We start from the raw sequence: 26,832 nt of genomic DNA on the forward strand, positions 1-26,832 counted from the left end.
TTTATTAAAGAATGAGATTTATAATTGACGTATAAGTCAATTGGATTGTAGAGGAAAATATATTGCAAGATAATAAGTTAAAAAATGAAATTGAGCAGGAGTTACAATCACATCCTGATCAAAGTTATAGTGTCGAAAAATTAGCTGATGATTTGAATTATCATGGATCATCAGCTTTCAAATTAATCGTTTCAGAGCTCGCTTCACTGGAACGAGACCGTGCCGTTGTGGTTACTGAAAACGGTGATTTTAAGGTTAATCCAAGTGAGTTGAAGCTAGAGGGGATTTTCCACTCTAATCCAAAGGGATTTGGCTTTGTTAGATATGATGATGAATTACCGGATGCCTTTATCGCACCTGATGAAACGATGCATGCGATGAACCTGGATAAGGTTGAGATTCAGATTACTAAGCCAGGTGAAAAAGATTCTGATCGGGGTCCACAAGCTAAAGTGGTTAGTATTTTAGAACATCATTACACTCATGTGGTTGGTGAATTTCGTAAGACTGATGATGATCATGGTTATCTTGGTCAGGTTGTTTTAAAAGACAAAAAATTAGCAGGATTCAAGTTCTACGTGGTAGATGCTGGTCTTCATCCTACTCCAGGAGAAGTGGTTACTGCTGATATTACGGAATATCCAAGTAACGAGCATCCAGATTACATGGTTGGAATTGTGAAACAAGTAATTGGAAGTGTTGATGACCCTGGAATTGATATTTTACAGGTTGTCTATGCTCATGATGTTCCTTCCCAATTTCCAGAAGATGTTCTAGAAGAAGCAGATGCTATTCCGGACCATGTTTTGCCTGAAGAAACCAAAGGACGAGAAGATATTACCGATCAGACGTTAGTTACCATTGATGGAGAATCATCCAAAGATTTGGATGATGCCGTCACGGCATGGAAGTTACCAAATGGCAATTATCATTTAGGGGTCCACATCGCTGACGTTAGTCACTACGTTAAACAAGGAACACTACTTGATCGTGAGGCGTATAAACGTGGAACCTCAGTTTATTTAACCGACCGAGTTATTCCAATGCTGCCTCGCCGTCTATCAAACGGGATTTGTTCGTTAAACGAGGGACAATTACGGTTATGTTTAAGCTGTGATATGGAAATTAATCCCCAAGGGAAAGTTGTCAAAAAGCGGATTCATCCGAGTGTTATGAAGTCGAAAGCTCGAATGACATATACAGCTGTCAATAATATTCTTGAATCACATGATAAGAAGACGAGAGAAGAATACCATGATTTAGTACCAATGTTTGAAACCATGGCTGAGTTACACCGAATTTTATACAAGCAAAGAAAGCGTCGTGGGGCGATCGACTTTGATGATGACGAAGCAGAAATTATCATGAACAAAGAAGGTAAACCCGTTGATATTAAACTTAGAACGAGAGGTTTAGCCGAACGAATGATTGAATCATTCATGTTGGCTGCAAACGAAACTGTTGCTGAAACTTACTATCGACTTAAAGTTCCGTTCATTTATCGTGTCCATGAGACGCCAGATCCAACGCGAGTTAAGGACTTCTTTGAATTCCTAACTGCCTTTGGAATTGAAGTAAAAGCTGACCCCGATCATTTAACTCCCAAGACTTTACAGAACATTTTAAGTAAAGTACACGGACTTCCTGAAGAAACAATGGTATCAGTAATGATGCTTAGAAGTTTACAACAGGCCAAATATAGTGATAAGTGTGTGGGACACTTTGGATTAGGTGCCAAATACTACACCCATTTCACTTCACCAATTCGACGTTATCCTGATTTGTTTGTCCATCGTTTAGTTCATTATTATGAAGATAATGGGATTAATGATGTTACCAAGCAAACCTATGCTGACCAGGTTGGAGAAGTTGCGGTTCACTGTTCAGAAACTGAGCGTCGCGGTGTTGACACCGAAAGAGACGTTGATTCGATGATGAAGGCTGAGTATATGACTCAACATATTGGTGAGGAATACGATGCCGTTGTATCTTCAGTGATGAAGTTCGGAATGTTCGTTGAACTTCCAAACACCGTTGAAGGTCTTATTCATATCAGCAAGATGAATGATGATTACTATGAGTACGTTGAAAAGTACTTGGCGCTTGTTGGTAGAAATACCAGAAGAACTTATAAGATTGGACAAACGTTACGGGTTAAATGTGTTGCGGCCGACGTTGATCAGATGACCGTTGACTTTGAGATCGTTAAACCAGAAGATGCTCCATTGAGTGAACTTCTCCCAAAACAGGAACATAAAAATGATAAGCACCATCACAGTGGCAAACATTCTGATGGGAAAAATCGTCGTCAGAGTTATAAGAATCAAGATCGTAGAAAGAACGGTAAAAAAGGTCATTCGTTTAAAATCAGAACCAAACCATCTAATAGTCGCAAAAAATAGGGGATGGGAACATGGCTAGAAAAAAGCATCAACCAACTGAAAAGAACGTAATGGCAACTAACCGAAAGGCCCGACATGATTACTTTATTTCTGATACTTATGAAGCTGGCATCTCACTAACGGGAACTGAGATTAAATCAGTTAGAGAACGCCGTATGAATCTAAAGGACGGATTCGTGCAGGTGAGAAACGGACAAGCTTATTTGATGAATGTCCACATCAGTGAGTATGCGCAAGGAAACCAGTTTAATCATGATCCATTGCGTAATCGAAAGTTGTTGTTGCATAAAAAAGAGATCAAAAAACTTGGTGAAGCGACTTTGACTAAGGGAATTACCATTGTTCCCTTAAAAGTTTATTTAAAACATGGCTACGCTAAGGTGCTGATTGGGGTTGCTAAGGGGAAGCGTGAATATGATAAACGTGAAACCATAAAGCAACGTGATACCCAACGGCAAATTGATCGTGTTATGAAACATTATTAATTAAAAGAGAGTGCTATTGCACTCTCTTTTTGCTTGCCTAAAAATTCACATTTTATGGTAGAATGAATTGGAGGTGTTAATAGTGAAACCGTTTATTCATAACGACTGGTGGCCAATTTTGGAACCAGAATTTGAGAAACCATATTATCAAAAGTTAAGGCGTTTTTTGGTTGAAGAGTATAATAACAAGACGATTTATCCAGAAATGCACCATATTTTTCAGGCATTTGAGTGGACTCCCTTTAGTAAGGTGAAAGTCGTTATTCTGGGACAAGATCCATATCATGGTCCTAATCAAGCCAATGGTCTTAGCTTTTCGGTAATGCCAGGCGTAGCTGTTCCACCATCTTTAAAGAATATTTATAAGGAATTACAAAGTGATTTGGGCATTAAACCAGTTAATCACGGTTATCTAAAAAGTTGGGCTGAACAAGGGGTATTGTTATTAAACTCCGTTTTGACCGTTCAAGATGGAGTGGCTTTTTCTCATCGTGGCAAAGGATGGGAAAGACTCACTGATTATGCTATTGAACAATTGTCAAAGCGTCCTGAACCGGTTGTCTTCATCCTATGGGGAAGGGCTGCTAGGGATAAGATTAAGTTGATTAATACTGACGCTAATATTGTGATTCAGTCGGCTCATCCAAGTCCCCTTTCTGCGAATCGAGGCTTTTTTGGCTCAAAACCGTTTTCAAAGACGAATGAAGCACTAAAAGCCATGGGTGAGACGCCGATTAACTGGAAATTACCAGAACACGTCACTGCCACTAATAAGGAGAGTTAATTATGGACCTTTTTGATAGTTTGAAAGCAAAGATTAACGATAAAAACATTAAGTTAGTATTCCCTGAAGGGGAAGATCCAAGAATTATTGAAGCAACTAGTCGGCTTAAAAAAGATAATTTGGTTGAACCAACGTTATTGGGTGATCCCCACAAAATCAAACAAGTTGCTAAAGAAAACGGAAATGATTTGGACGGAATTACCATCATTGATATCCAAAACGTTGATTCTGACACGTTCAACGAGATGGTTAGATCACTTGTTGCACGGCGTAATGGCAAAACGGATGAAAAAACAGCTCAGCAATGGTTGAAAGATCCGAATTATTTTGGCACGATGATGGTATACATGGGAATCGTTGACGGAATGGTGTCCGGTGCGGCTCACCCAACTGGTGATACGGTTCGTCCTGCACTTCAGATTATTAAAACTAAACCAGGTGTGAAGTTGATTAGTGGTGCTTTTGTCATGCAAAAGGGTGACACACGTTACTTGTTTGCAGATTGTGCCATTAACATTGAACTTGATGATCAACAACTTGGTGAAGTTGCCGTTGAAAGTGCACATACAGCCCGGTTGTTTGATATCGATCCCAAAGTTGCCTTACTTAGTTTTTCAACCAAGGGTTCAGCTAAGGGACCAGAAGTCGATAAAGTTCAAAGTGCAACCAAGATTGCCCAAAAGTTAGATCCAGATACTCCAATTGATGGGGAACTCCAATTTGATGCTGCGGTTGTTCCCGCGGTTGCAAAGAGTAAGGCACCTGGTTCAAACGTTGCTGGTCAGGCAACTGTTTTTGTCTTTCCAGAGCTTCAGTCAGGAAACATTGGTTACAAGATTGCCCAACGTTTAGGTGGATTTGAAGCCATTGGTCCAATTCTTCAGGGATTGAATCAACCAGTTTCTGATTTGTCGAGGGGATGCAATGCTGAAGATGTTTACAAGGTAGCCATTATCACGGCTACTCAAGCACTTTAATTTGAGGCGATTGAATTGATTAAATTTAAGGTTGATAGTCCCGATCAAACTGAAAAATTAGGCGAAGAACTCGCCCCGGATTTAAAAGCTGGAGACGTTATTTTACTCGATGGCGACCTTGGTGCGGGAAAGACTACCTTCACAAAAGGACTTGGGAAAGGTCTCGGAATTAAGCGAAACATCAAAAGTCCGACTTTTACCATTATTCGGGAATACAAAAATGGACGGTTGCCCCTTTATCACATGGACGTTTATCGTCTTGAAGAGGGAGGAGCCGGCGAATTAGGTCTGAATGAATATTTTAACGGTGATGGAGTCAGCGTCGTTGAATGGTCCAAATTTGCGGAGGACGAACTTCCCGACCAGTATTTGAGAATCAGATTTACTAGAAATGATGATCTGGGGGATAACGATCGGACAATTGAAATGACTGCTAAGGGACAACATTTTGATTCGATTTTAAAGTCAGGAGACTTAGTGCTTGGCAAAGGATAATGAAGAAATTACGATTCGTGCTGCTAAATCGGACGATTCCGAAGCACTAATCGAGCTAATGAAACGATTAAGTCAAGAATCTAGTAACTTTACGACGGATGTTCAGATTGATCAATTGACCGCTGAAACCGAAGCAGATGCCATTGACGCGGTGAATGCCACTGGGACTAACATCATTTTAGTGGCAGTTGCTGGGACGAAATTAATTGGAGTCTTGAGTGTTAGTCAGGTTGACGAGACTGCCGGGGAACTTGGTGTCGCCGTTTTAGCTGATTATCAGGACATTGGACTTGGAACCCATCTGATTCAGGAAGCCATTGACTGGGTGGGCGCTTTTAGTCACCTTAATGAATTGCGATTAACAGTCTTAAAGTCCAATGTAGGGGCTTTTCGATTGTACAAAAAATTAGGATTTATCACTAGTGATCAAAACGATCATGTTATTGAAATGAAAATGAACGTAAAAAAAGGCTGAGAAAATATCTCAGTCTTTTTATATTAACTTAACGAACGGTTTAACGGCATTTTTACCAAACTGCTGGTATTCATAAATTAAGATGTTAGCACACGCTAAGCTGTCATCTAACGCATTATGATGGTGTTTTAATTCGATCCCTAAGTTCTCACTAACCGTGTTCAACTTATGGTTAACAAATCCAGGGTAAAACTTTTTGGAAGTCTTAACGGTATCAAGAGTCTGATAGTGTGGTTTTGATAAACCATACCTTTCCAGACTCTTTTTTAATACACTATTATCAAAATTATTGTTGTGGGCAATCACCAGCTTATTTCTATCAAAGAGGGGGCTAATTTGATCCCACACCTCTGGAAAGGTTGGTGAGTCAATTACATCTTTTTCATGAATACCATGAACATTGATATTGCGCCAGTTAAACTCACATTCGGGGTTAATTAATGAGTAAAACTCATCAACGACTTCGTTATTTCTTACTACCGTTAATGCGACCGAACAAGCGCTGGCCCGTTGGCCCGCAGCAGTTTCAAAGTCAATTGCCGCAAAATTCATTTAACAATTCTCCTCTAATCAATCTTAAGTCCATCAGTAATTAATTGGATCGGAGCATGATCTGAGCCGGTTACCTCACCAAGAATGTTTGACTCGGCAACGTCATCTTGAATTGAGTTAGAAACCAAGAAATAATCCATTCTCCAACCACGATTTTGGGCTCGCTCGTCGTAACGGTAACTCCACCAAGTATAGGCACCACTTTGGTAAGGGTGAAGTGCTCTAAAGGTATCTACAAATCCAGAAGCTAATAATCGACCAAAATCGTCACGTTCCTGTTGGGTGTATCCAGCCTTGTGGTGATCTTCTTCTGGGTCATCGATGTCAATTGGTTGATAAGCAACGCTCATATCGCCGCCAATCACGACCGGCTTTCTTTCAGCAAGTTTACTTACAAAGGTAATAAATTTTTGGTCCCAATCAAGACGGTAGTCGAGTCTTTGCAGCTCTTCGCCTGAATTGGGTACGTAGGTATTAATTAAATAAAAGTCAGGATATTCGAGTGTCAAACAACGGCCCTCGGTGTCAGTATCGCTTCCATCAACACCATAAAACACGTTATCAGCTTTATGCTTTGTGAAAGTAGTTACGCCTGAGTAGCCGGGGCGTTCCGCTGAGTCCCAGTATTGGTAATAGTCACCTGGTACTTCTAAAGCAATATCATTTTCGTGAACTCGAGTTTCTTGAACATTAAAAAAGTCAGCATCAGTTTCATTAAAAAATTCGTAAAAATTCTTTTTAACTGCTGAACGTAAACCATTTACGTTCCATGAGATAAAATTCATTGTATCCCCTCCTTTAATGCCAGTATAGCACGATCAGAAGTGTTTAAATAATGATAACGTGCTAGAATGTAATATGGATAATTAGAAAGGAAAATGACGAATGACTGAAGATTTAACAAAAAAATTCAAGGATATTAAAATTTTAAAAGATGAACCACTTTCCAAGTATTCTTGGACTAAAACTGGTGGGAAAGCTGATTTTCTTGCATTTCCTTCATCATTTAAAGAAACCGAAGAATTATTAAATTATACAAATGAAATTAAAATGCCACTTACTGTGCTGGGAAATGCCAGTAATCTAATCGTACGAGATGGTGGAATTCGTGGGTTAACCATGATTTTGACCCAAATGAATAACATTAGAACTGAAGACCATCGGGTAATTGCCGAGGCTGGGGCTGCTTACATTGATGCAACTAAGGCTGCTCAAAAAGCCGGTTTGACTGGATTAGAATTTGCTGCTGGGATTCCTGGCAGTGTCGGTGGCGGAGTGTTTATGAATGCCGGTGCTTATGGGGGAGAGACCCAGTATGCACTTGAATCAGCCACGGTTTTGACGCGTAAGGGTGAGATTATTGTTTTAAACAACGACCAGTTAGACTTTGGTTATCGTCATAGTAGTATTCAAGACTATGGGGACGTTGTTTTGGAAGCGACCTTTAAACTTGAACCCGGGAATAAACGTGAGATTCAAAACGAGATGGATCATTTGAACTACCTGAGAAGATCAAAGCAACCCTTAGAATGGCCTTCATGTGGGAGTGTTTTCAAGCGTCCTAAAGGATACTTTGCCGGAAAGCTGATCCACGATGCTGGACTACAGGGATATCGCTCTGGCGGAGCTGAAGTGTCAAAAAAACACGCCGGATTTATCATTAACGTTGGTGGTGCCACCGCTACTGATTATTTGAATGTGATTAAGCACGTTCAGGAAACTGTGTATAAAGATAATGGGGTTCACCTTGAGACTGAGGTTCGAATTATTGGTGAGCCAAAATAGGAGGAAACATAGCTTATGGTAATAGTTGAAGCAGTCATCACATTAATAGTTTTAGTCCTGCTTTCTAGCATTATCTCTCACTATGTCACTAAGATTCCAGTTAGTTTGATTCAAATTTTGCTTGGTTTAGGATTAGCATTATTCTTTAAATTCAAAATTGATTTAAACACGGACTGGTTTTTATTGCTGTTCATCGCACCATTGCTATTTAATGATGGTCGTGACTTTCCAAAACGAGAACTTTGGGAATTACGTGGTCCCATTTTTGAAAATGCCATCTGGTTGGTGTTCATTACAACCATTATTGGCGGTTATTTCGTTAATTTGCTGGTACCATCAATGCCACTGGCAGCCTGTTTTGCTCTAATTGCGATTTTGTCTCCAACCGATCCAATTGCCGTTCAGTCCATCTCAAAGCGTGTTCATCTTCCAAGTAATATTTTGCATCTAGTATCAGGTGAGAGCTTGATTAACGATGCTAGTGGACTAATTGCGTTTAAATATGCGATTGCTGCAGTTGTCACCGGTTACTTTTCTTTGGAACACGCTGCGGTTGATTTTGTTTATACCGCACTAGTGGGTTTGATCATTGGAATTGTTGGAATGTCTTTAATTATTGTTCTTCGTAATTTGTTATTAAAGGTACACTTCAATGACGTGATTTTTAACGTCGTCCTGCACATCTTGACACCGTTTATTATTTATGTAATTGCTGAAGATCTTCTTCATGCTTCGGGAGTTATTGCGGTGGTTGCCGCTGGGATTATTGATCACTTACAGACTAACGTTACCAATACCAAGTCACCAGAAGTCAACTTGTTGACCAATCGTACTTGGGATGTCATTGTTTACTGTTTAAACGGGATTGTGTTTTTAATCTTAGGTATTGAATTACCGGTTGCTACTAGGGTGGTCATCAATGGATCGGAATATCGAACTTTAGCTTCGTTTGGGATTGCTTTTGCCGTTTGGGTGGCTCTTTTGGTAATTCGAGTGGTCTGGATTTTAGGATACGAATTCTTTTCGTACTACATTACTAAACGGTCCAATAAGAAGCCCAGTTTGTCGGTTGCGCTATTGGCTGGAATTTCCGGGGTTCGTGGTGCCATTACCATGGCAGGAATTCTTTCGGTTCCCGCATTCTTATCGAATGGAAAGGAGTTTCCCGACCGTTCTTTGATGCTTTTTATTGCCGCAATGGTTATCGTGATCAGTTTAGTTGCGGCTACCATTATCTTGCCAATCATTTCCCCAGATGCTAGTTCACTTCAGACCCGAGCCTCATTGATTGATAAGGATGAAGATGATGATGAGACGGAAGATGAAGAAGATGAGCAGGAGGGCTATATTTCGGAAGATGCCGCTCGGATTTACATCGTAAAGAGTGCCATTGTCAGTCTTGAAAATAATAAGACCAATGATAATGAACGAGCGGTATATGATATTGTTTTGGATTATCAGGTTGAGTTACGAAAACTTTTAAGAAAGACGAGAGACGATAGTGCAGAAAGTACGTCTCTCAATGAAGAACTTAGTTTGAGACGAGTTGCTTTAAAAGGAAAACGTGACGCGGTTAAAGATTTGTATCGTGAACAACAAATCTCAAAAGATACTTACTGGATTGCAAATCGAAGGATTAATCGTGAGGAACGTCGAATGTTTGCAAATGGTTACGACGGCTATCGCAAAAATCACTGGTACTATCCGGGATGGTTTTCATCGATTCTTCATTCCATTAAAACCTGGCAGGTAAGTGAATCAGAAAGTAAAAAGACCAAGAGTGAATTACGCCTTGTTACGATTGTTGGTGATCAGGCCGCCATTGATGCTATTTCAGACTTTTTAAGTCGAAGCGATATTAATGGTCAGGACTTTGACTCACAAATTGTTCACTTTATTGTCACTTTCTATCAGAGTCAGATTGAACGGGCCAATTCATACGATGATCCCGACGAAGATGATGAAGTCTTTGAGTATCAGTTATTAAGATTGCGGTCGGTTGCACTGGAAGCAGAACGTCGCGCTGTGGAACAATTGATTAATAATAAAAAAGTTAGTCACGCGATGGGGCTTCACTTGCGTCAGGACATTAATTATAAGGAAACGCTAATGCTGAGTGATAACTAAAGAATCCTCCACTTATTGATAAGTGGGGGATTTTATATTATTCCTTATTATTACTGATAATGGAATAAATCCAGTAGATCATTAACTGTAGAACGGTCATCAAAAATACGAATACGACCATGTGCATATTCCACATGTTTAAAAATGGTCGAATGTACATCCTCGGTGAAAGGATGAGGTAAATTGTGTGGACTCGCATAAACCGTCCAATGAATAGTCCGATGGAACTTGCAACCGTTAGAATCACAATTGTAACGAAGTTAGAAAAATTACCGGATAAATGAATTTTAACGTCAATGGCCTTAGCAACGTGGACTAAACTCCAGAAACCGATAAAGGCACAGCTTAATGCACTGATCATCAAGCATGTGTATAAAAACCAGACGTGCGGATCAAGTCGAAGTAACCCATTGGCTTCATCAGGATGTAGCCAAGCGAGATGAAGTAGGTCGGTCAGAATGTAGGGTGAATTAGGATAGAACAATAACCACAGAAGTGATAGGATCCAGAACACGAAACTATTTTGGTGTGGTTTGTTACCGATGTGGAAACTAAGTTCAATTGGGATGTATCCTAAAAGGGTGTTGAGCGCTAAAAAACCGAAGCGTGTATCACGTAGAAACATGAATAAAAGCACGATCCACCCGATGAAAAATATTCTAACTTGCCATCTTTTATTTTGTGACATTATAATTTGACCCCTTTTCTTCTATATATAAATTAAACCCCAAATTAGCAAAAAAAACTAGAAATTTAACCATAGAATTTAATTTTTTTAACATTTGGAATTAGTTAACTGCCTTTATTTCAGCAATAATTCAGTGATATAATAATATACAAATTGGAGGTCGTTCTATGGGGATTGATTGGAGTAGCTTATTTACATTACATAACCTAAGCAACTTAATTGATATATTGGTTGTCTGGCTCGTGATATACGAGTTAATCATGCTTCTTCGTGGCACTCGGGCAGTGCAACTTTTTCGCGGCATTATTGTAATTATTATCGCTAAAATTGCCAGTTGGTATTTAGGACTGACGATGGTATCTTGGATTCTGGATCAAATTATCAATTGGGGAGTTATTGGATGCATTATCATCTTCCAACCTGAAATTAGACGCGGACTTGAAAAATTAGGACGCGGCTCACTCTTTAGAGCAACCCAGAATCAGGATGAAAAAGCCAAAAAAATGATTAATGCTTTAGATGGAGCAATTCAATACATGTCTAAGCGTCGAATTGGAGCGTTAATCACCATTCAAATGCATACCGGGCTAGAAGAATACATTGAGACCGGGATTAAGCTTGATGCTGACATTTCAAGTCAGTTATTAATTAACATTTTTATTCCCAATACGCCTCTTCATGACGGAGCGGTCATCATTAAGGATGATAAGATTGCTGCAGCGGCTGCCTACTTACCGTTATCGCAGAGTAATTTGATCCCTAAGGAATTGGGAACTCGTCATCGTGCTGCCGTTGGAATCTCGGAAGTTTCCGATGCTTTAACGATTGTTATCTCAGAAGAAACGGGAGAAGTTTCAATCACTAGAAACAATGAGCTTCTTCGTGGGATGACTCAGGAGGATTACCTGAAATACCTGAGAAGTCAGTTGATTCCTCGTGATCGACAGGAGCAACATCCAACGATTGTGACTCGTGCGATTAGTTTCTTTCAGAAGCATTTCGGAGGTGACAAGTAGCCATGAAAAAATCTTTTCGGAGTAAATTATTCTATGCTATCTTGGCACTAGTCTTTACAATTGCACTGTTTTTCTATGTTCATGATGGCAAAAATGATATGGGTCTCACTAACAGTACCAGTAATTCGACTAAAAGCACCCAGATGGCAGCTAATAAAACCAAGACACTGTCAGTTCCATTACAGCTCAACGTAAACTCAGACAAGTATTTTGTAATTGGCTATCCAGAAAAAGTTAACGTCCAGTTGTCAGGGCCGTCGGCGTTAGTCACTACAACCGCTAATACCCAGAACTTTAAGGTGTACGCTAACCTTAGTAATTTGGGGCCCGGAGAACACATCGTCAAATTACAACAGCAGGGTCTAAATTCTGACATTAAGAGTAAGATTAAACCTGCTCGCATTAAAGTTAACATTCAACCACGTCGGACCGTTAAGTTCCCCGTAAAAGCTGTCTACGACAAGAAAAACATTGCTTCTGGTTATAAGGCCGGAAAGCCGTCGTTAGACGTCAGTTCTGCAAAAGTGACTGGACCGAGTGATCAAATTAATCGAATTGATTCAGTAGTTGCTAAAACTAACTTGAAGCCTAACACCAAGCGTGATATAAAACAGGATGCGGTGATTGAGGCTTTAGACAAAAAAGGAAAGACCATCAACGTTATTATTACCCCATCAACAAGTTCGGTTGATTTACCGGTTTCAGCAGGTGATAATAAGAGGGTACCAGTCAAGGTTAATTTAGTTAATAAGCAGGCAAGTAAGACCTATGACGTTAAGTGTGATCCATCTGATGTGTTATTGTTAGGTGATAAAGACACGATTGATGGGATTAATTCGGTTAATGCCGACGTTGATGTCGAAAACATGTCTGGTGATAATACTAAGACGGTTTCACTTGATGCGGGTAACTCCAAAGTAAGTGGCTTGGATCCGGAAACGGTTAAAGTACAGATTAACGCAAAGAATAAGTAATAAAGTGAGGACTATATATGAAATATTTTGGAACAGATGGAATTAGAGGAGTTGCGAATAAAGACTTAACCCCAGAATTGGCTTTTCGGGCTGGTCGTGCAGGTGGTTATGCTCTGACTAAGCACAGTGTTCAAGATCATCAGCCACGTGTCTTGGTATCAAGAGATACACGAATTTCTGGACAGATGTTGGAAGATGCTTTGGTAGCTGGAATGTTGTCCGTTGGAATTGAGGTGGTTCAACTCGGAGTTGTCACTACCCCCGGAGTAGCATACTTGGTTAGAGATCAAAGTGCTGATGCCGGAGTTATGATTACGGCTTCACATAATCCCGCTGAGTTCAATGGAATTAAATTCTTTGGCGGTGACGGATATAAATTGTCCGATGACATCGAGGCTGACATCGAGAAGATTCTTGAAAGTGATACTGATGACTTACCACGTCCCTCAGCAAAGGGATTAGGCACTTCAGCAGAGTACACCGAAGCATCTCAAAAGTATCTTCACTTTCTGTCCCAAACGATTCCAGATGAATTAAGTGGGATTAAGGTATCAGTTGATGCCGCAAATGGTGCTACCAGCAACTTGGTTCCCCGCCTCTATGCTGACCTTGGTCTTGATTTTAAAACAATGGCAACCTCACCTAATGGACTAAACATTAATGATAACGTCGGTTCCACTCACCCAGAGCAATTGCAAAAAATGGTTGTTGAAAATGGTTCCCAGTTAGGAATTGCCTTTGATGGTGATGGTGATCGGTGCATTGCTGTCGATGAAAAGGGAAACATCGTTGATGGTGATAAGATTATGTACATCTGTGGTAAGTATATGGATGCTAATGGTCGATTAAAGCATGACACCATTGTTACGACAGTGATGAGTAACCTCGGAATGTACAAAGCCATGGAAGCCAACGGCTTAAATAGTGTGAAAACTAAAGTTGGGGACCGATACGTGGTTGAATCAATGAAAGCCAATGGTTACAATCTAGGTGGCGAACAGTCCGGCCACATTGTGTTTTTGGATTTTAATACCACTGGAGATGGGATGCTAACCAGTCTGCAGTTAATGCATATTATGAAAGAAACCGGTAAACCGCTTTCCGAATTAGCAGACGAAGTGAAAAAATATCCTCAAAGTCTTGTTAACGTGAAGGTTTCTGACAAAAAGCACGCGATGGATCATGACAATGTTAAAAAGGCCATTGATGATGTTGAAGATGAAATGAATGGGAATGGTCGTGTCTTGGTTCGACCAAGTGGGACTGAGCCGCTGCTAAGAGTTATGGTGGAAGCTCCGACTCAAAAAGAAAGTGATAAGTATGCGAACAAAATTGCCGACGTTGTTAGAGACGACATGGGAATTGAATAAAGCAATCACGAATTAATAAAAGAGTTAACGTTTGTTAACTCTTTTATTATGCTTAAATTTTTATTAAATTTCGTTCATCGGTGCTATACCAATTCTAACTTATATTTGACAAACACTTGTGAAACCATTATTATCAAAGATGTTAAGTATATAAATAAAATTTAAATACATCTATACCAATTTTAAAGAGAGGTCATTCCCATGTGCGGAATCGTTGGAGTTACAGGCAATAAGAATGCGACATCCATTTTAGTTAATGGATTAGAAAAATTACAATATCGAGGATATGATTCAGCCGGAATCTTTGTGGAAGGAAAAGACCACAAAGATTATTTAGTGAAAACAACTGGAAGTATCGACGATTTAAAGAAAAAAATTGGACCAGAAGTACAGGGAACTGCCGGAATTGGACACACTCGTTGGGCTACTCACGGTGGGGTAAACATTGAGAATGCTCATCCACAATTCTCAGATGACAACCGGTTCTATCTGGTTCACAATGGTGTGATCGAAAACTATGAACAACTGAAGAAAGAATACTTATCAGACGTTAAGTTTCATAGTCAAACTGATACCGAAGTGGCGGTTCAATTGGTTGATAAGTTTGTGACTGAAGACAAAATGAGTACAAAGGATGCCTTCATTAAGATGCTTTCACTCCTTAAGAATTCTTCATATGCTTTCATTTTAATGGATAAAGAAGATCCAGATACTTTATATGCAGCCAAAAACAAAAGCCCCATGTTGATTGGATTATGTGACGGTTTCAACGTAGTATGTTCTGATTCAATTGCTATGTTAGACGTTACTGATACTTTTCTTGAGGTGGTTGATGGTGACGTTGCGATTGTAAAGCCTGATAAGGTAACCATCCTTGATGAAAACCGTAAGCCAGTAGAGCGTCATCAGTTCAAGGTAACCATTGATCCAAGTGCGTCTGATAAGGGGACTTATCCTTACTACATGCTTAAAGAGATTGATGAACAACCCAATGTCATGAGAAAATTAGTTAAAGAGTACTTTGATGCAGATGGAAACATGAACGTTGGTTGTGGCGTAATGGATACCATCCTTGATTCAGATCGAATCTATATCGTGGGTGCTGGTACCAGTTATCATGCTGGATTAGTCGGTAAAGATTTGATGGAGAAGTACACTGGAATTCCAACTGAAGTGCACGTCTCATCCGAGTTTGCTTACGAAGATCCATTGCTTTCTAAGAAACCATTCTTTATCTTTTTGACTCAAAGTGGGGAGACCGCTGACAGTCGGGAAGTTTTAGTGAACGTTAACAAGCATCATTTTCCTAGTTTAACCATTACTAATGTTGCTAATTCGACATTGTCACGCGAAGCAACTTACACGATGTTGCTTAATGCTGGTCCAGAAATTTCAGTTGCTTCAACTAAAGCATATACTGCTCAAATTGCAATCCAAGCCATTTTGGCAAAGGCCGTTGGTATGCGGGGTAATCGTCAGGTCGCAAAAGATTTTGATTTAGCACGACAATTGGGTTTGGTTGCGACTGGGATGCAGTCAATTGTTGAAGAAAAAGATAAGATTGATGAAATTGCTAAGAAATATTTCGTTGATGCTAAACAGGCCTTTTACATCGGCCGTGGGGTTGATTACACTGTTTCCCTTGAAGCAGCATTGAAGTTAAAAGAAATTTCTTATGTCCACGCGGAAGGCTTTGCTTCTGGTGAACTTAAGCACGGAACGATTGCATTGATTGAAAAGGGCACTCCAGTGATTGGTATTATCACCCAAAAGAAGACCGCTGGATTAACTCGTAGTAATCTGGAAGAAACTGCAGCTCGTGGTGCCAGTGCTTTGACGATCGTGCGACAAAGTCTAGCTCAAGATGGTGATACGTTTGTGATCCCGGACGTTGATGAGTTGTTAACGCCGCTGCTTAGTGTCATTCCAGCTCAACTAATTGCTTATTACACTAGTTTGAACAAGGGATTGAACGTTGATCGTCCAAGAAACCTTGCTAAAAGTGTTACAGTTGAATAATATTTTTAAGGGCTACCATTCTTGGTAGCTCTTTTATTATGTTGTTGAAGCATCGTTGAGTACTGAACTTTCTTTACATTTTAGTAATTTTCTCGTATTATTTTATTATCGTGTCAGTTGTAATTTTGAATTTAGGAAGTAAACCATGACTGAAAAAAATTATAAAATTAAAGTACAAGATGTCACCAAAGAGTATGACATGTTCAAGACTCAATCTGACAAATTAAAGTCGTTTTTCTCATTATCAAAGAAAAATAAAACCCCACATTTTTGGTCTTTGATGGGAATTTCATTTACCGTTCAGCCTGGTGAAGCATTGGGAATTATTGGTGTAAATGGTTCGGGAAAGTCGACCATTTCTAACATTATTTCCGGCATTATTCCGCAAACGACCGGCCAAGTTGATGTGCGCGGAGACACTTCGATTGTTGCGATTAACGCTGGATTGAGAAAGAATTTAACTGGCCGTGAAAACATCCGCATGAAGTCATTGATGCAGGGACTTACAAACCGCCAAATTGATGACATGATGGATGATATCATTGCCTTTGCTGATATTGGTGATTTTGTTGATCAACCAGTAAAAGACTATTCTAGTGGTATGAGGTCCCGACTTGGCTTTGCCATTGCCGTTCACATTAAGCCAGACATTTTGATTATTGATGAAGCCTTGTCCGTTGGTGACGATACCTTCTACCAAAAATGTGTTGATAAGATTGATGAATTTAAAGAAGAAGGTAAGACCATCATCTTTGTATCTCATTCACTAAAGCAGGTGCGTTTGTTGTGTGACCGAGTTGCTTGGATTAACTACGGGAAGCTACGGAAAATTGGTCCGATGGAAGAAGTCGTCTCCGAATACCAGAAGTTCATCAAGTGGTTTAAGTCGTTAAGCAAAAAAGAGAAAAAACAGTTCCAGAAAAAAGAAAAGACCATTCAGAAGAATTTTGATATTGATAAGTATCAAAAAGAAATTACTAATGAGTATGCTGAGGATCACCCGAATGACCCTAATCCAGCACGAACCATCCATAAGCGGTTCTATAGTGAAGTTATTCAAGAAAAGATGCCGTTGACCACTAAAATTATGACGTGGGCGGTTTTCTTTGCCATGATTTTCTTTTGCTTGGTAAATGTATCTGGTCATCCAACGATGGCAGTTGTTAGACATCCAAGTTATATCATTCACCCAAGTAAGAAGATGAGGTACCAGAAGAAAAATGGTAAATCAGTAATGGTCACCAAGCATGAATACAAACAACTTGAGAAACATGCCTGGGGACAACGATAAAAATTTTGCTATTATTCAAAGTGAATAATAGCATTTTTGTTTAGGAGGAAGATTTAGATGGCAATGAAGAGTCATGAGACATTTACATTGATTGAGGAAATTACGCGATTAGATGGTTCTAAGTACCTTGAAATCAGCAACATGGTGCAGAACGGACGAGCTGAGCTTGCTGCAGAACGAAAAATGATTAAACAGGTTCGAATCCTTCAACTAAACATTCCTCACTCCGTTCATGTCATTAATTACGAGAACTATGTTAACCAGAATTATGTGATGCCAAAGGAAAACTTTGACCACTTTGAGGAGTGGAAACGAACCCCAGCAATGGATCATGAAGTCCAGATGATTTTAAAAGAGAACCATATTGGTTAAATCAATTGGCTAATCATTTTGTGAATTAAATCATTAATATTTGTTATCACCAACCACCAAATATGGCATAATGAGTATGAATAATATTTGGAGGTGTTGATGATGACTGAAAAATTTTTAATTGGAACTTATACCCAAAAAACTAGTAAGGGCGTTTATCAAATTGAATTAGACAAAGACAAAAAACAGCTGGAAAATGCTCAGTTAATTGCGCAAATTAGTTGTCCAACTTACGTTGTTGAGTCTGATGACCATAAAATTTATGCGATTGATCGTAATCAAGATGAATCGGAAACACGTGGTGGGATTGCTGTTTTTGATAGCAGCACCATGCCAGCTAAATTAATGCAAGAAGACATTGAAGTGGGTCCCTCACCAGCATACATTACTGTAGACGAAGGACGCCAGATGGTCTATACAGCAAATTATCATACTGGTAATGTCATTGCGTATCACATTGAAAGTGACGGGACTGTCAAAGAATCACAGCGAATCCATGACGATGGAATGACCGGTCCACTACCAGAACAACAAAGTGGTCCTCATCCACACTATGCCGATCTAACTCCTGATGATCGCTTAGTGATTTGTGACCTGGGATTGGATCGAGTTTATTTGTATGATGTTTCTGACGCGGGTGAGATTACTCCTGTTAGTGAGATTCAGTTGTCACCTGGATTTGGTCCAAGACACATTGCTTTTGCTGAATCGACGGGAAAGGCTTACTTAATTGGTGAACTAAGTAGTAAGATTGCAGTTCTTGATTATAATGAAGAAGCTGGCATCTTTACCGTCCAACAGGTTGTTAAAACTATTCCCAATGACTACAAAGATGCCAATGGTGGAGCTGCAATTCGAATAACTAACGATGAGAAGTTTGTGTATGTTTCTAATCGTGGCAATGATTCGATTGCTGTTTTTAAGGTCCTAGATGATGGTGACTTAGAGCGAATTCAAGTAATTTCAACTGAAGGGGAATTTCCGCGTGATTTTAACTTTAATTCAGATCAATCCTTTCTAATTGCTGTAAATCAAAACACTAATAACGCAACCTTGTACGAGCGAAATCATGAGAATGGTAAGTTGTCTGTCATTCAAAAGGATTTTGCGGTACCAGAGGGAACCTGTGTTGCTCCTCGAAAATAGTTAATTTAATGAAAAGTTAATGCTTTTATAGCGTTAACTTTTTTCATTCCCTTAACAAATTGATATAATTAATTTAAACAGGTGGGGTGGAGATTTTGATTAAATTAATTGTGACAGATATGAACAAAACTTTTTTAAATGAAGCTAATCGATATGATGAGATTAAGTTTTTAAAAACGTTTCAAAAAATGAAACACCAAAACGTTAATTTTGCCGTCGCTAGTGGCGGACCGAATGATAAATTACAAAGCCTGTTTATTGATTATCGGGACCAAATGGATTTTATTTCTCAAAATGGTTCAGTAATTTATCGTGGAAATGATTTAGTTCATGCCGAATCGCTGAATGATGATCAGATTAAACAGACACTAAAGATGCTTTACGATGATTTTGGTCCTGACATTGTCGGGGTTAACGTATCTGGGCTTAAGCATACTTATGTAGATAAAAGGCTACCCGAAAAAATGTATCAGTTAATGAAACAATACTATAGTAATACGGTCCGTTTGAATGATTTGGCTAACATCACAAGTGAGAACACTGATGATCAATTAGTAAAAGTTGGTGTGACGTTTAAGCAAGGTGCAAACGTGATGCGAAAAGTTCATGAAATGCGACAGATGCTTCCAGATAATCTTGAGAGTTTGAACTCTGGCTTTAATACCGACCTAATTGGTGTAAAGGGGATCGACAAAGCAACTGGCGTGCGCTATTTGATGAAAAAATATGATGCCAATCCTGAAGAGGTTGTTACATTTGGGGATAATGAGAATGATTTAGGAATGTTGGATTTAACTCCGAATAGTTATGCTATGAAGAATGGCATTCGGGAGGCAAAGGACGCCGCTGGTCACGTTACCGAGTTTGATAATAACGATGATGGGGTTCTAAGGACAATTGATACCATTTTAGACAGTCAGTAGTTTCATTTAGTAAGGTAATGACAGTACAAATATACGTGAGGCGATTAAAAATGAATAATGAAGAATTAAATAACATTGTTGAAGGACGTTTGGATAAGTACTTTGAAAAATATCCAAGTACTCCTGATGTTGAGATGTACAAGATTGAGTTGAAACGTTCAATCGTAAAAGATGCATTAGCTAAGATTTCAGATGAAGTTACGATTAACGATGCAATTAACCAGGCTTTTTCTGACTTTGGTGACATTGATCACGCTATTAATCAGATTGTTTTTAAAAGTCATGGAATCAAGGATTAAAATGAATTAGCCGTTGTGGCTTTTTTTATTAGGATACACATGGTAATATATTCATATGAAATAAATTACATATATAAGGAGAAAATCATGGATTCTAAGATTAATCCCAAAAAATTAGAAGAAGCTCATGAGTTATTTAAAATCTTGAGTAATCCGGTTCGGATTCAAATGTTAATGTTGTTAGAAAATCACTTACTCAACGTTGGTGAGATTAGTGAGGAACTTGGACTTGAACAATCAGCTACCTCTCATCAATTGGCAATGCTTAAAAAGCATCAATTGGTAAGTAGCGAACGGAAGGGCAAGTCAAATTATTATCGCCTGGATGATCCTCATATTATGGACATTGTAAATGAAGGACTAGCTCATTCGGATCATGTGGTAAGGGGTGTCAAACATGGAAACTAAAAACGTGGTTGGATATGGAATGATAATTGAGATGGTTGCGATTGCTTGGATGATAGTAGAATTTTCGGTTGGCTTAAAGGCCGGGATCGATGCCCACTCAATTGTATTAATTGCGTTTGGTCTTGATAGTTTGATGGAGATTATTGCTGGATTTGTTTTACTATTTCGTTTGGAAATTGAGTTTAAAGGGAGTTCAAAAATTGACATTAATCGAGTGGATAAGGTTGCCACGAAGATCGTTAGCATCATTTTGCTCCTTCTGTGTGTCTATATTCTAGTTACTTCTGGATATAATTTGTTTAAGCATGAAGGTGCTGATGGCAGTCTGATGGGGATCATCATTTCTATTTTGTCTCTTATTATCATGCCAATGATCGCCTATGCTAAGTATTGGATTGGGAAAGTAATTGGTTCTAACGCTTTAATTCAGGATGCCATGTGTAGTGTTACTTGTGCTTATCTTGCTGGGACGGTGCTTATCGGAGTTTTGCTTAATTATTTTTTCCATATTTGGTGGATCGATTCAGCAGCAGCAATTCTAATTGTTTTCCTTATTGGTAAAGAGGCATTAGAATGTCTTGTGGAGAGCTAATCTTGACAAGTGCAATTATAGAACTATAATAATAATTGTATAAAGTTTAGTTGTACAAAACTAAAAGGTGAGGTGTTAAGTATGAGTGAAAACAATTATCAATTTGATGTATTGTATTTAGGAAGTGGACATGGTGCTTTTAACGGTGCTATTCCATTGGCCCTAAAGGGTAAAAAAGCTGGCATTATTGAAGTTGGCAAGATTGGTGGAACTTGTCCTAACCGTGGATGTAACGCTAAGATTGCTTTAGATTTCCCAGTTAAGATGAAAAAAGACGTTGATAACTTCCAAGGACACGGCTTAGATGGAACTACTAAGATCAATTGGGCCGATAACGTTAAGCATGAAAAAGAAGTTATCAGTCAATTACCTGGTGGAATCGAACAAGGTCTAAAGAGTGTTGGCATCGATGTGATCCATGGGTATGGAAAGATCGTTGATGCGCACACCATCGACGTTGACGGTACCAAGTACACCGCTGATAAACTTGTTGTAGCAACTGGAGCTCATTATCACAAGATTGATATTCCCGGTGCTGACTTGGCATACGATGGAACTGATTTCTTGAACTTAGAAAAACAACCAGAACACATGACCGTTATCGGTGGTGGATACATTGCCATTGAATTTGCTACAATCGCAGCAAATGCCGGAACTAAGGTTACCATCCTATTGCACCATGACAAGGCTTTAAGAAAGTTTTATCAACCATTTGTTGAGTCATTACTTAAAGATCTTGAATCTCAAGGAGTTCAAATCATTCGAAACGTTGATCCTGAATCAATCGAAAAATCAGGTGATGGTTTTGTAGTCAAGACTAACAAAGACGACATTGACTCTGATTGGGTTCTTGACGCAACTGGCCGTGATCCGAACGTTGAAGGATTCGGTCTTAAAGAAGTTGGCGTTGATTACGATAAGAACGGAATCAAAGTTGATGATCATCTTCAAACTTCAGTTGACAGCATTTACGCTGCTGGCGATGTTCTTGATAAACAAGTTGGTAAGTTAACTCCAACTGCTATTTTTGAGTCAATGTACCTTACCAAGTTATTTACTGGTGCTACTACTGATCCAATTAAGTATCCAGCTGTTCCAAGTGCAGTTTTCTCATCACCACGAATTGCTGAGATCGGTGTTAGTGTTGACGAAGCTAAGGCCAACCCTGATAAGTATGATGTTAAAGAATCAGACCTTGCCACTGATTGGTTCAGATTTGCAATGCAAGAGAACAAAGGTAAGACCATTTCAATCACCGACAAACAAGGTTACCTAGTAGGTGCTACTGAAATCAGTTCTGAAGCTGATAACGTTATTAGTACTTTGGCACCATTTGTTGAGTATCACATCTCACCAGAAAAGATGAGCGAATTGATCCCATTGTTCCCAACCCTTGGTTCTGAGACTTTGAATCATCTATAAAATTAAAAATCTATAAAATAAAAAGTTCGCCATTTGGCGAACTTTTTTTGTATCTAATTCTATTTAAGAAATTCCGGTTTTCTGAAATCAGGATCTGGATAAGTGTAAAAGCCCTTACCAGATTCAAGACCAATGTTACCTTGGTCAATCATATCCTTGAATTTTTCGGAAGCTTTTTTAACTTCTGGGTTAGTTGACATCTTAGTGATATCATACATGGTTTTCATCCCAATAATGTCCATAATAGCGAAAGGACCAAGTGGTGCACCAGTTCCAATCATCCATGCCTTATCGATCGTTTCAGGATCAGAAACGCCATTGTTCCAGAGGACTAAAGCATCTGATAGAAATGGTACTAACAGTGAGTTTAATAGGTAACCCGGTTGTTCCTTGTTAACTAAGATTGGAACCATTCCAATTTCACGTGAAAACTGTTCCATCTCTTTTGGAAGATCCTTATTAGTTTTAGATTGTGACATGATTTCAGCGGTATTGTTTTTCCAAATTGAGTTAGCGAAGTGGTAACCCAAATACTTGTCAGGACGACCAGTAGCATCAGCAAACTGTGATGGTAGTAAAGTCGAAGTGTTAGTAACGATAACAGTATCTGGATCAGCTAAATCGTTGAACTTTTTGTAAAAGTCATTTTTAACATCTGGATCCTCAGAAAGAGCCTCGATAACTAAGTCAGCACCCTTAAGAGCGGCCTTTAAATCAGTGGTGTAATGGAGATGTTCCTCTGCGTTCTTGACCTGTTCATCGGTAGCTCCAATGTCTTTTTTTACTGCTTTTTCCCAACGAGCTACTCGCGCCTTAGCACGATCGAGTGAGCCGTCTGAACGGCCCCAAATAGTAGTGTTTTTTCCGTGAAAAGCCGACATGAAAGCAATTTGTGAGCCTAAGGTGCCTCCACCGACAATGACAACGTTATTGAATGTCATGGTGATTTCCTCCTATATATTTACTTATTATCCACTTCTATTTTATGCTAGTGAAAGCGCTTAAGCAACCTTCTTTATCTGTTATAAATGACAATGGTTGCAAGCCAGAGTAAATTAGTTAAAATATTAACTAAATTGTTAATGGAGGTTCAAAATGATGAGTGAGATTAGAAGGGTAACGATTGATGATATTAGTGCTTTACGAGCCATTAGTCGGGAAACGTTTGCCGAGACGTTTGGAACCGAAAATAAACCTGAAAATTTAAATCAATACTTGGATAATGCTTACGATCCGGAAAAATTAAAGAATGAAATTTCTGATCCTAATTCTCAATTTTATTTTGCCTACGTTGATGGAAAGTTAGCTGGTTATCTAAAGTTAAACGTTGATGATGCTCAATCTGAAGAAATGGGTCCGCATCTCTTAGAAGTAGAACGAATTTATTTGAAAAAAGAATTTAAACGTCACGGTCTAGGAACCGAATTGATTGATTTGGCTGTTAATGAGGCGCAGAAAAAAGGGAAAGGAAAGGTTTGGCTTGGTGTGTGGGAACATAATAATGCTGGACTGAAGTTTTATCAAAAAATGGGATTTAAGCCGGTAGGGGATCATGTATTTCAACTTGGCGAGAGTGCTCAGCGTGATTTGATAATGGAGAAGCCAATTAGTGGTAACATTAAGTAAGTAGTTAATAATCTTAATTGGGAAAGTTGGTTCTTTTGTTGTTATTTAATGGCATTTTTCTTTTAATTGCTAGCATCATTGCCGGAACGTTGAGTAGTGTCGTTGGCATGGCAAGTGTGATTCTTTATCCGGCACTTTTGTTTGTTGGATTACCACCAATTATGGCAAACGTCACGATTACGGTGGGAATTATTTTTAGCGGAACGAGTGCCGTCTTGTCATCGAGACGAGAGCTCAAAGGACAGGGTTCGGTCACTCTTCACGTTATGCTATTTGCGGTCATTGGTGCGGTTATTGGATCAATTATCCTGTTACATAGTTCCAATAAAAGCTTTCAAGATGTTGCTCCCTTTGTCATCTTACTGTCTGGAGTTTTAATGTTAATTCCAAAACGACAGTCAACGTTTGCTTCTGAAAGTATTTCAAAAACAGCGAGTGCAATTGCCGCGATTTCCATTGTGATTGTTGGGATTTACGTTGGCTACTTTGGTGCAGGCGGCGGAGTGCTAATGGCTGCCATTTTGATTCGAATTATCGATGCACCATACGCCATTTGCAATGCGGTCCGAAATGTGACGACTTTAACCATGAACGCAGTATCAGCTGCCATCTTTATTTTTACTACCCCAATTAGTTGGAGTGCTTTGGTGGTGCTTGCCATTGGTCTGTTTATTGGTGGGTACATTGGCCCGATTATTGTCCGGGTAATTCCATCAGCTGTAATGAAGTACACGGTTGCGATTGGTGCGATTATCCTGGCTGCTTTTTTAGCATATCAGGCATATTTTTAAAAAAGATGAATGTAGGGAAAATATTATGTGGAATTTAATTTTTTTAGTAGTGGCAGGAGTTGTTAGCGGGGTGCTTGAAAGTACGGTTGGACTGGCCAGTTTGGTTGCTTATCCAGCGATGCTTCTGGCAGGATTTGCACCGATCGTTGCAAACGTTACCAACACGGTTGGCTTTGCTTTTAGTGATTCAAGTGCCATTTTAGCGTCCCAAAAAGAACTTAAGGGACAAAGCAAAGTCATCTTTAAGGTTACCATCTGTGCTGGAATTGGGACCATTATTGGTTCTTTAATTTTACTTAACAGTTCGAATAAAAGTTTTGAAAATGTTGCCCCAATCATCATTATGATTTCGGGAGTTTTGATGTTGCTACCAAAGAGTCAAAAACAATTATCTGAGACGCATATGACCGTATGGGGAAAGATAATTACCGCCATTGCACTTCTTTTTGTTGGGATGTATTTAGGTTACTTTGGTGCTGGCGGAGGAGTCATGTTAATTGCAATTTTACTTCGAGCTGTGAACCAACCCTATGCTGTTTGTAATGCAATCCGAAATTTTGTTTCGTTAATTTTGAACTGGATTTCGGCCATCATATTTATGTTTACAATGCCAATCAATTGGGTGGCTTTGATTGCCATCACAGTTGGGTTACTAGTAGGTGGATATATTGGGCCGTCAGTCGTACGTCATATTCCATCCAATGTTATGAAGTATGGGGTTGGGATCGGTGCCATTGTATTAGCGATTTGTTTGGGAATTAAGACTTATTAATAAAACAAGGAGAAAGTGGAAGTTTGATTTTAAAGTATTTCTTATTGATTTTTGCTGGGATTTTAAGCGGAATTATGGGAACCGCTGTGGGACTTGCTAGCGTTATTTCATATCCAGCAATGTTGGCTTCCGGACTATCACCAATCGTTTCCAGTGTGACTAACATCGTTGGTTTTGCGTTTAGTAACATGAGCGCAGTGGCCTCATCTCAAAGAGAATTAAAGGGTCAAGGTAAGACCATTTTAAAAGTGGTTATTTTTGCTGGAATTGGGTCTGCACTCGGTTCCCTGATTCTTCTTCATAGTTCCAACAAAAGTTTTGCGGATATCGCACCAGTTGTCATCATGTTGTCTGGGGTTTTGATCATGCTACCGAAGAGTCAAAAGCAGTTAATGAAAACCCATTTGGGATTATGGGGTAAGACCATTACCGCCATTGCACTGACGTTGGTTGGAATGTACTTAGGTTATTTTGGTGCTGGTGGTGGAATTTTGATCATGGCGATTTTAATGCGAGCCTTAAATGAGTCATATGCCGTGGATAATGCCATTCGAAATGTGATGTCACTAGTTATGAATTGGATCTCGGCTTTGATCTTTATTTTTACAATTCAGATTAACTGGCCAGTTCTGATTACGCTAACGATTGGATTGATGATTGGCGGATACATTGGTCCAGCCATCGTACGTCTCATCCCATCCAATATCATGAAGTACGGGGTCGGAATCTTGGCAATTTTATTGGCCATTTATTTAGGAATTAAAACTTACTAATTCTATTGCAACCAGCCTGTGATTATGGTACTTTTAAATCAAATAAGATATGACAATAAAGAGGACGAGTACCATTAATTTCTTTTATAGCGAGTCGAAGTTGGTGAGAGTTCGATAAAGAGTTAATGGGAAAAACACCTTGAGTTTTAAAGCTTGAACGAAGTAGGCTAACGGTCGCAATCCGTTATCATTGTGTGAGTTGGTTTATGTTACATAAACAATATGGGTGGTACCGCGATGACCTCGTCCCTTTTTGAGATGAGGTCTT

The 26,832-nt window shown here is 39.2% G+C and carries 28 protein-coding genes and 1 other annotated feature; of the genes, 24 read left to right on the plus strand and 4 right to left on the minus strand.

Annotated elements, in window-relative coordinates; genetic code table 11:
* Nucleotides 1–62: 62 nt before the first annotated feature.
* The 6 genes from rnr (at nt 63) to AC6UD1_RS03805 (ending at nt 5,618) form a co-directional block, all read left to right on the plus strand.
* Complete coding sequence (gene rnr / locus AC6UD1_RS03780) at nt 63–2,402, plus strand: ribonuclease R (protein WP_500694300.1); 2,340 nt, start codon at nt 63–65, stop codon at nt 2,400–2,402.
* Nucleotides 2,403–2,413: 11 nt separating this feature from the next.
* Entirely contained in the window at nt 2,414–2,887 is a 474-nt protein-coding gene (gene smpB / locus AC6UD1_RS03785) for an SsrA-binding protein SmpB (protein ID WP_500694301.1), read from the plus strand.
* An 82-nt stretch (nt 2,888–2,969) separates the two neighbouring features.
* Nucleotides 2,970–3,671 carry a uracil-DNA glycosylase gene (locus AC6UD1_RS03790; protein WP_500694302.1) on the plus strand — a complete coding sequence of 234 codons (702 nt, stop codon included), beginning with the start codon at nt 2,970–2,972 and terminating at the stop codon, nt 3,669–3,671.
* Between the two features lie 2 nt (nt 3,672–3,673).
* The gene (gene pta, locus AC6UD1_RS03795; RefSeq protein ID WP_500707332.1) at nt 3,674–4,648 is read left to right on the plus strand and encodes a phosphate acetyltransferase; all 975 of its coding nucleotides are present in this window, start codon (nt 3,674–3,676) and stop codon (nt 4,646–4,648) included.
* 15 nt (nt 4,649–4,663) lie between these two features.
* The gene (gene tsaE, locus AC6UD1_RS03800) at nt 4,664–5,143 is read left to right on the plus strand and encodes a tRNA (adenosine(37)-N6)-threonylcarbamoyltransferase complex ATPase subunit type 1 TsaE (RefSeq protein ID WP_500694304.1); all 480 of its coding nucleotides are present in this window, start codon (nt 4,664–4,666) and stop codon (nt 5,141–5,143) included.
* On the plus strand, nt 5,130–5,618 hold the full coding sequence (locus AC6UD1_RS03805; RefSeq protein WP_500707333.1) for a GNAT family N-acetyltransferase: 489 nt from the start codon (nt 5,130–5,132) through the stop codon (nt 5,616–5,618). The genes tsaE and AC6UD1_RS03805 overlap by 14 nt, the downstream gene beginning before the upstream one ends.
* 18 nt (nt 5,619–5,636) lie before the next feature.
* Here AC6UD1_RS03805 and AC6UD1_RS03810 read toward each other — a convergent pair whose 3' ends face one another.
* Both AC6UD1_RS03810 and AC6UD1_RS03815 read right to left on the minus strand, forming a co-directional pair.
* Nucleotides 5,637–6,170 carry a 3'-5' exonuclease gene (locus AC6UD1_RS03810; protein ID WP_500694306.1) on the minus strand — a complete coding sequence of 178 codons (534 nt, stop codon included), beginning with the start codon at nt 6,168–6,170 and terminating at the stop codon, nt 5,637–5,639.
* A 14-nt stretch (nt 6,171–6,184) separates the two neighbouring features.
* Nucleotides 6,185–6,955 (minus strand): exodeoxyribonuclease III, encoded by a 771-nt coding sequence (locus tag AC6UD1_RS03815; RefSeq protein WP_500694307.1) that lies wholly within the window; start codon nt 6,953–6,955, stop codon nt 6,185–6,187.
* A 100-nt stretch (nt 6,956–7,055) separates the two neighbouring features.
* Between AC6UD1_RS03815 and murB the strand changes: the two genes are divergently transcribed.
* Nucleotides 7,056–7,955, plus strand: a complete 900-nt coding sequence (gene murB / locus AC6UD1_RS03820) for a UDP-N-acetylmuramate dehydrogenase (protein ID WP_500696024.1) — start codon at nt 7,056–7,058, stop codon at nt 7,953–7,955.
* A gap of 15 nt (nt 7,956–7,970) precedes the next feature.
* A complete protein-coding gene (locus tag AC6UD1_RS03825; RefSeq protein WP_500707334.1) occupies nt 7,971–10,082 on the plus strand; it encodes a cation:proton antiporter in 2,112 nt (703 codons plus the stop codon).
* A gap of 37 nt (nt 10,083–10,119) precedes the next feature.
* Here the strand turns inward: AC6UD1_RS03825 and AC6UD1_RS03830 are convergent, their stop codons facing one another.
* The gene (locus AC6UD1_RS03830) at nt 10,120–10,770 is read right to left on the minus strand and encodes a DUF1361 domain-containing protein (protein WP_500694310.1); all 651 of its coding nucleotides are present in this window, start codon (nt 10,768–10,770) and stop codon (nt 10,120–10,122) included.
* A 167-nt stretch (nt 10,771–10,937) separates the two neighbouring features.
* Here AC6UD1_RS03830 and cdaA point away from each other — a divergent pair, with 167 nt between their 5' ends.
* From cdaA to AC6UD1_RS03890, 12 genes are all read left to right on the plus strand, one after another.
* The gene (gene cdaA, locus AC6UD1_RS03835) at nt 10,938–11,786 is read left to right on the plus strand and encodes a diadenylate cyclase CdaA (RefSeq protein WP_500694311.1); all 849 of its coding nucleotides are present in this window, start codon (nt 10,938–10,940) and stop codon (nt 11,784–11,786) included.
* A gap of 2 nt (nt 11,787–11,788) precedes the next feature.
* Nucleotides 11,789–12,760 carry a CdaR family protein gene (locus AC6UD1_RS03840; RefSeq protein WP_500694312.1) on the plus strand — a complete coding sequence of 324 codons (972 nt, stop codon included), beginning with the start codon at nt 11,789–11,791 and terminating at the stop codon, nt 12,758–12,760.
* Between the two features lie 17 nt (nt 12,761–12,777).
* Nucleotides 12,778–14,130 carry a phosphoglucosamine mutase gene (gene glmM / locus AC6UD1_RS03845; protein ID WP_500694313.1) on the plus strand — a complete coding sequence of 451 codons (1,353 nt, stop codon included), beginning with the start codon at nt 12,778–12,780 and terminating at the stop codon, nt 14,128–14,130.
* Nucleotides 14,131–14,331: 201 nt separating this feature from the next.
* Nucleotides 14,332–16,149: a glutamine--fructose-6-phosphate transaminase (isomerizing) gene (glmS, locus tag AC6UD1_RS03850; RefSeq protein WP_500694314.1), complete on the plus strand. Its 1,818-nt coding sequence runs from the start codon at nt 14,332–14,334 to the stop codon at nt 16,147–16,149.
* 145 nt (nt 16,150–16,294) lie between these two features.
* The gene (locus tag AC6UD1_RS03855; RefSeq protein WP_500707335.1) at nt 16,295–17,440 is read left to right on the plus strand and encodes an ABC transporter ATP-binding protein; all 1,146 of its coding nucleotides are present in this window, start codon (nt 16,295–16,297) and stop codon (nt 17,438–17,440) included.
* A gap of 57 nt (nt 17,441–17,497) precedes the next feature.
* Nucleotides 17,498–17,812 carry a hypothetical protein gene (locus AC6UD1_RS03860; RefSeq protein ID WP_500696028.1) on the plus strand — a complete coding sequence of 105 codons (315 nt, stop codon included), beginning with the start codon at nt 17,498–17,500 and terminating at the stop codon, nt 17,810–17,812.
* A gap of 102 nt (nt 17,813–17,914) precedes the next feature.
* Nucleotides 17,915–18,958, plus strand: a complete 1,044-nt coding sequence (locus AC6UD1_RS03865; protein WP_500707336.1) for a lactonase family protein — start codon at nt 17,915–17,917, stop codon at nt 18,956–18,958.
* Nucleotides 18,959–19,053: 95 nt separating this feature from the next.
* Nucleotides 19,054–19,881, plus strand: coding sequence for an HAD-IIB family hydrolase (locus AC6UD1_RS03870; RefSeq protein ID WP_500707337.1), 828 nt, complete (start codon nt 19,054–19,056; stop codon nt 19,879–19,881).
* A 50-nt stretch (nt 19,882–19,931) separates the two neighbouring features.
* Nucleotides 19,932–20,180, plus strand: a complete 249-nt coding sequence (locus AC6UD1_RS03875; protein ID WP_500694319.1) for a hypothetical protein — start codon at nt 19,932–19,934, stop codon at nt 20,178–20,180.
* Between the two features lie 87 nt (nt 20,181–20,267).
* Complete coding sequence (locus tag AC6UD1_RS03880) at nt 20,268–20,588, plus strand: ArsR/SmtB family transcription factor (protein WP_500707338.1); 321 nt, start codon at nt 20,268–20,270, stop codon at nt 20,586–20,588.
* Nucleotides 20,578–21,180 carry a cation efflux transmembrane domain-containing protein gene (locus tag AC6UD1_RS03885; RefSeq protein WP_500707339.1) on the plus strand — a complete coding sequence of 201 codons (603 nt, stop codon included), beginning with the start codon at nt 20,578–20,580 and terminating at the stop codon, nt 21,178–21,180. Before AC6UD1_RS03880 ends, AC6UD1_RS03885 begins: the two co-directional genes overlap by 11 nt.
* Before the next feature lie 81 nt (nt 21,181–21,261).
* A complete protein-coding gene (locus AC6UD1_RS03890; RefSeq protein ID WP_500706784.1) occupies nt 21,262–22,602 on the plus strand; it encodes a dihydrolipoyl dehydrogenase family protein in 1,341 nt (446 codons plus the stop codon).
* Between the two features lie 59 nt (nt 22,603–22,661).
* Here AC6UD1_RS03890 and AC6UD1_RS03895 read toward each other — a convergent pair whose 3' ends face one another.
* A complete protein-coding gene (locus tag AC6UD1_RS03895) occupies nt 22,662–23,543 on the minus strand; it encodes a 3-hydroxyacyl-CoA dehydrogenase (protein WP_500694323.1) in 882 nt (293 codons plus the stop codon).
* Nucleotides 23,544–23,700: 157 nt separating this feature from the next.
* Here AC6UD1_RS03895 and AC6UD1_RS03900 point away from each other — a divergent pair, with 157 nt between their 5' ends.
* The 4 genes from AC6UD1_RS03900 to AC6UD1_RS03915 are packed head-to-tail and all read left to right on the plus strand — an operon-like array spanning nt 23,701 to nt 26,564.
* A complete protein-coding gene (locus tag AC6UD1_RS03900; RefSeq protein ID WP_500699845.1) occupies nt 23,701–24,228 on the plus strand; it encodes a GNAT family N-acetyltransferase in 528 nt (175 codons plus the stop codon).
* Between the two features lie 17 nt (nt 24,229–24,245).
* Nucleotides 24,246–25,019: a sulfite exporter TauE/SafE family protein gene (locus tag AC6UD1_RS03905; protein ID WP_500707340.1), complete on the plus strand. Its 774-nt coding sequence runs from the start codon at nt 24,246–24,248 to the stop codon at nt 25,017–25,019.
* A 25-nt stretch (nt 25,020–25,044) separates the two neighbouring features.
* Entirely contained in the window at nt 25,045–25,791 is a 747-nt protein-coding gene (locus AC6UD1_RS03910; protein WP_500696847.1) for a sulfite exporter TauE/SafE family protein, read from the plus strand.
* 23 nt (nt 25,792–25,814) lie between these two features.
* Nucleotides 25,815–26,564, plus strand: coding sequence for a sulfite exporter TauE/SafE family protein (locus AC6UD1_RS03915; RefSeq protein ID WP_500707341.1), 750 nt, complete (start codon nt 25,815–25,817; stop codon nt 26,562–26,564).
* Nucleotides 26,565–26,610: 46 nt separating this feature from the next.
* Nucleotides 26,611–26,818 (plus strand) — a binding site (T-box leader).
* The last annotated feature ends 14 nt before the right edge of the window (nt 26,819–26,832 follow it).

This window comes from Fructilactobacillus sp. X8R1C1 (assembly GCF_059900945.1).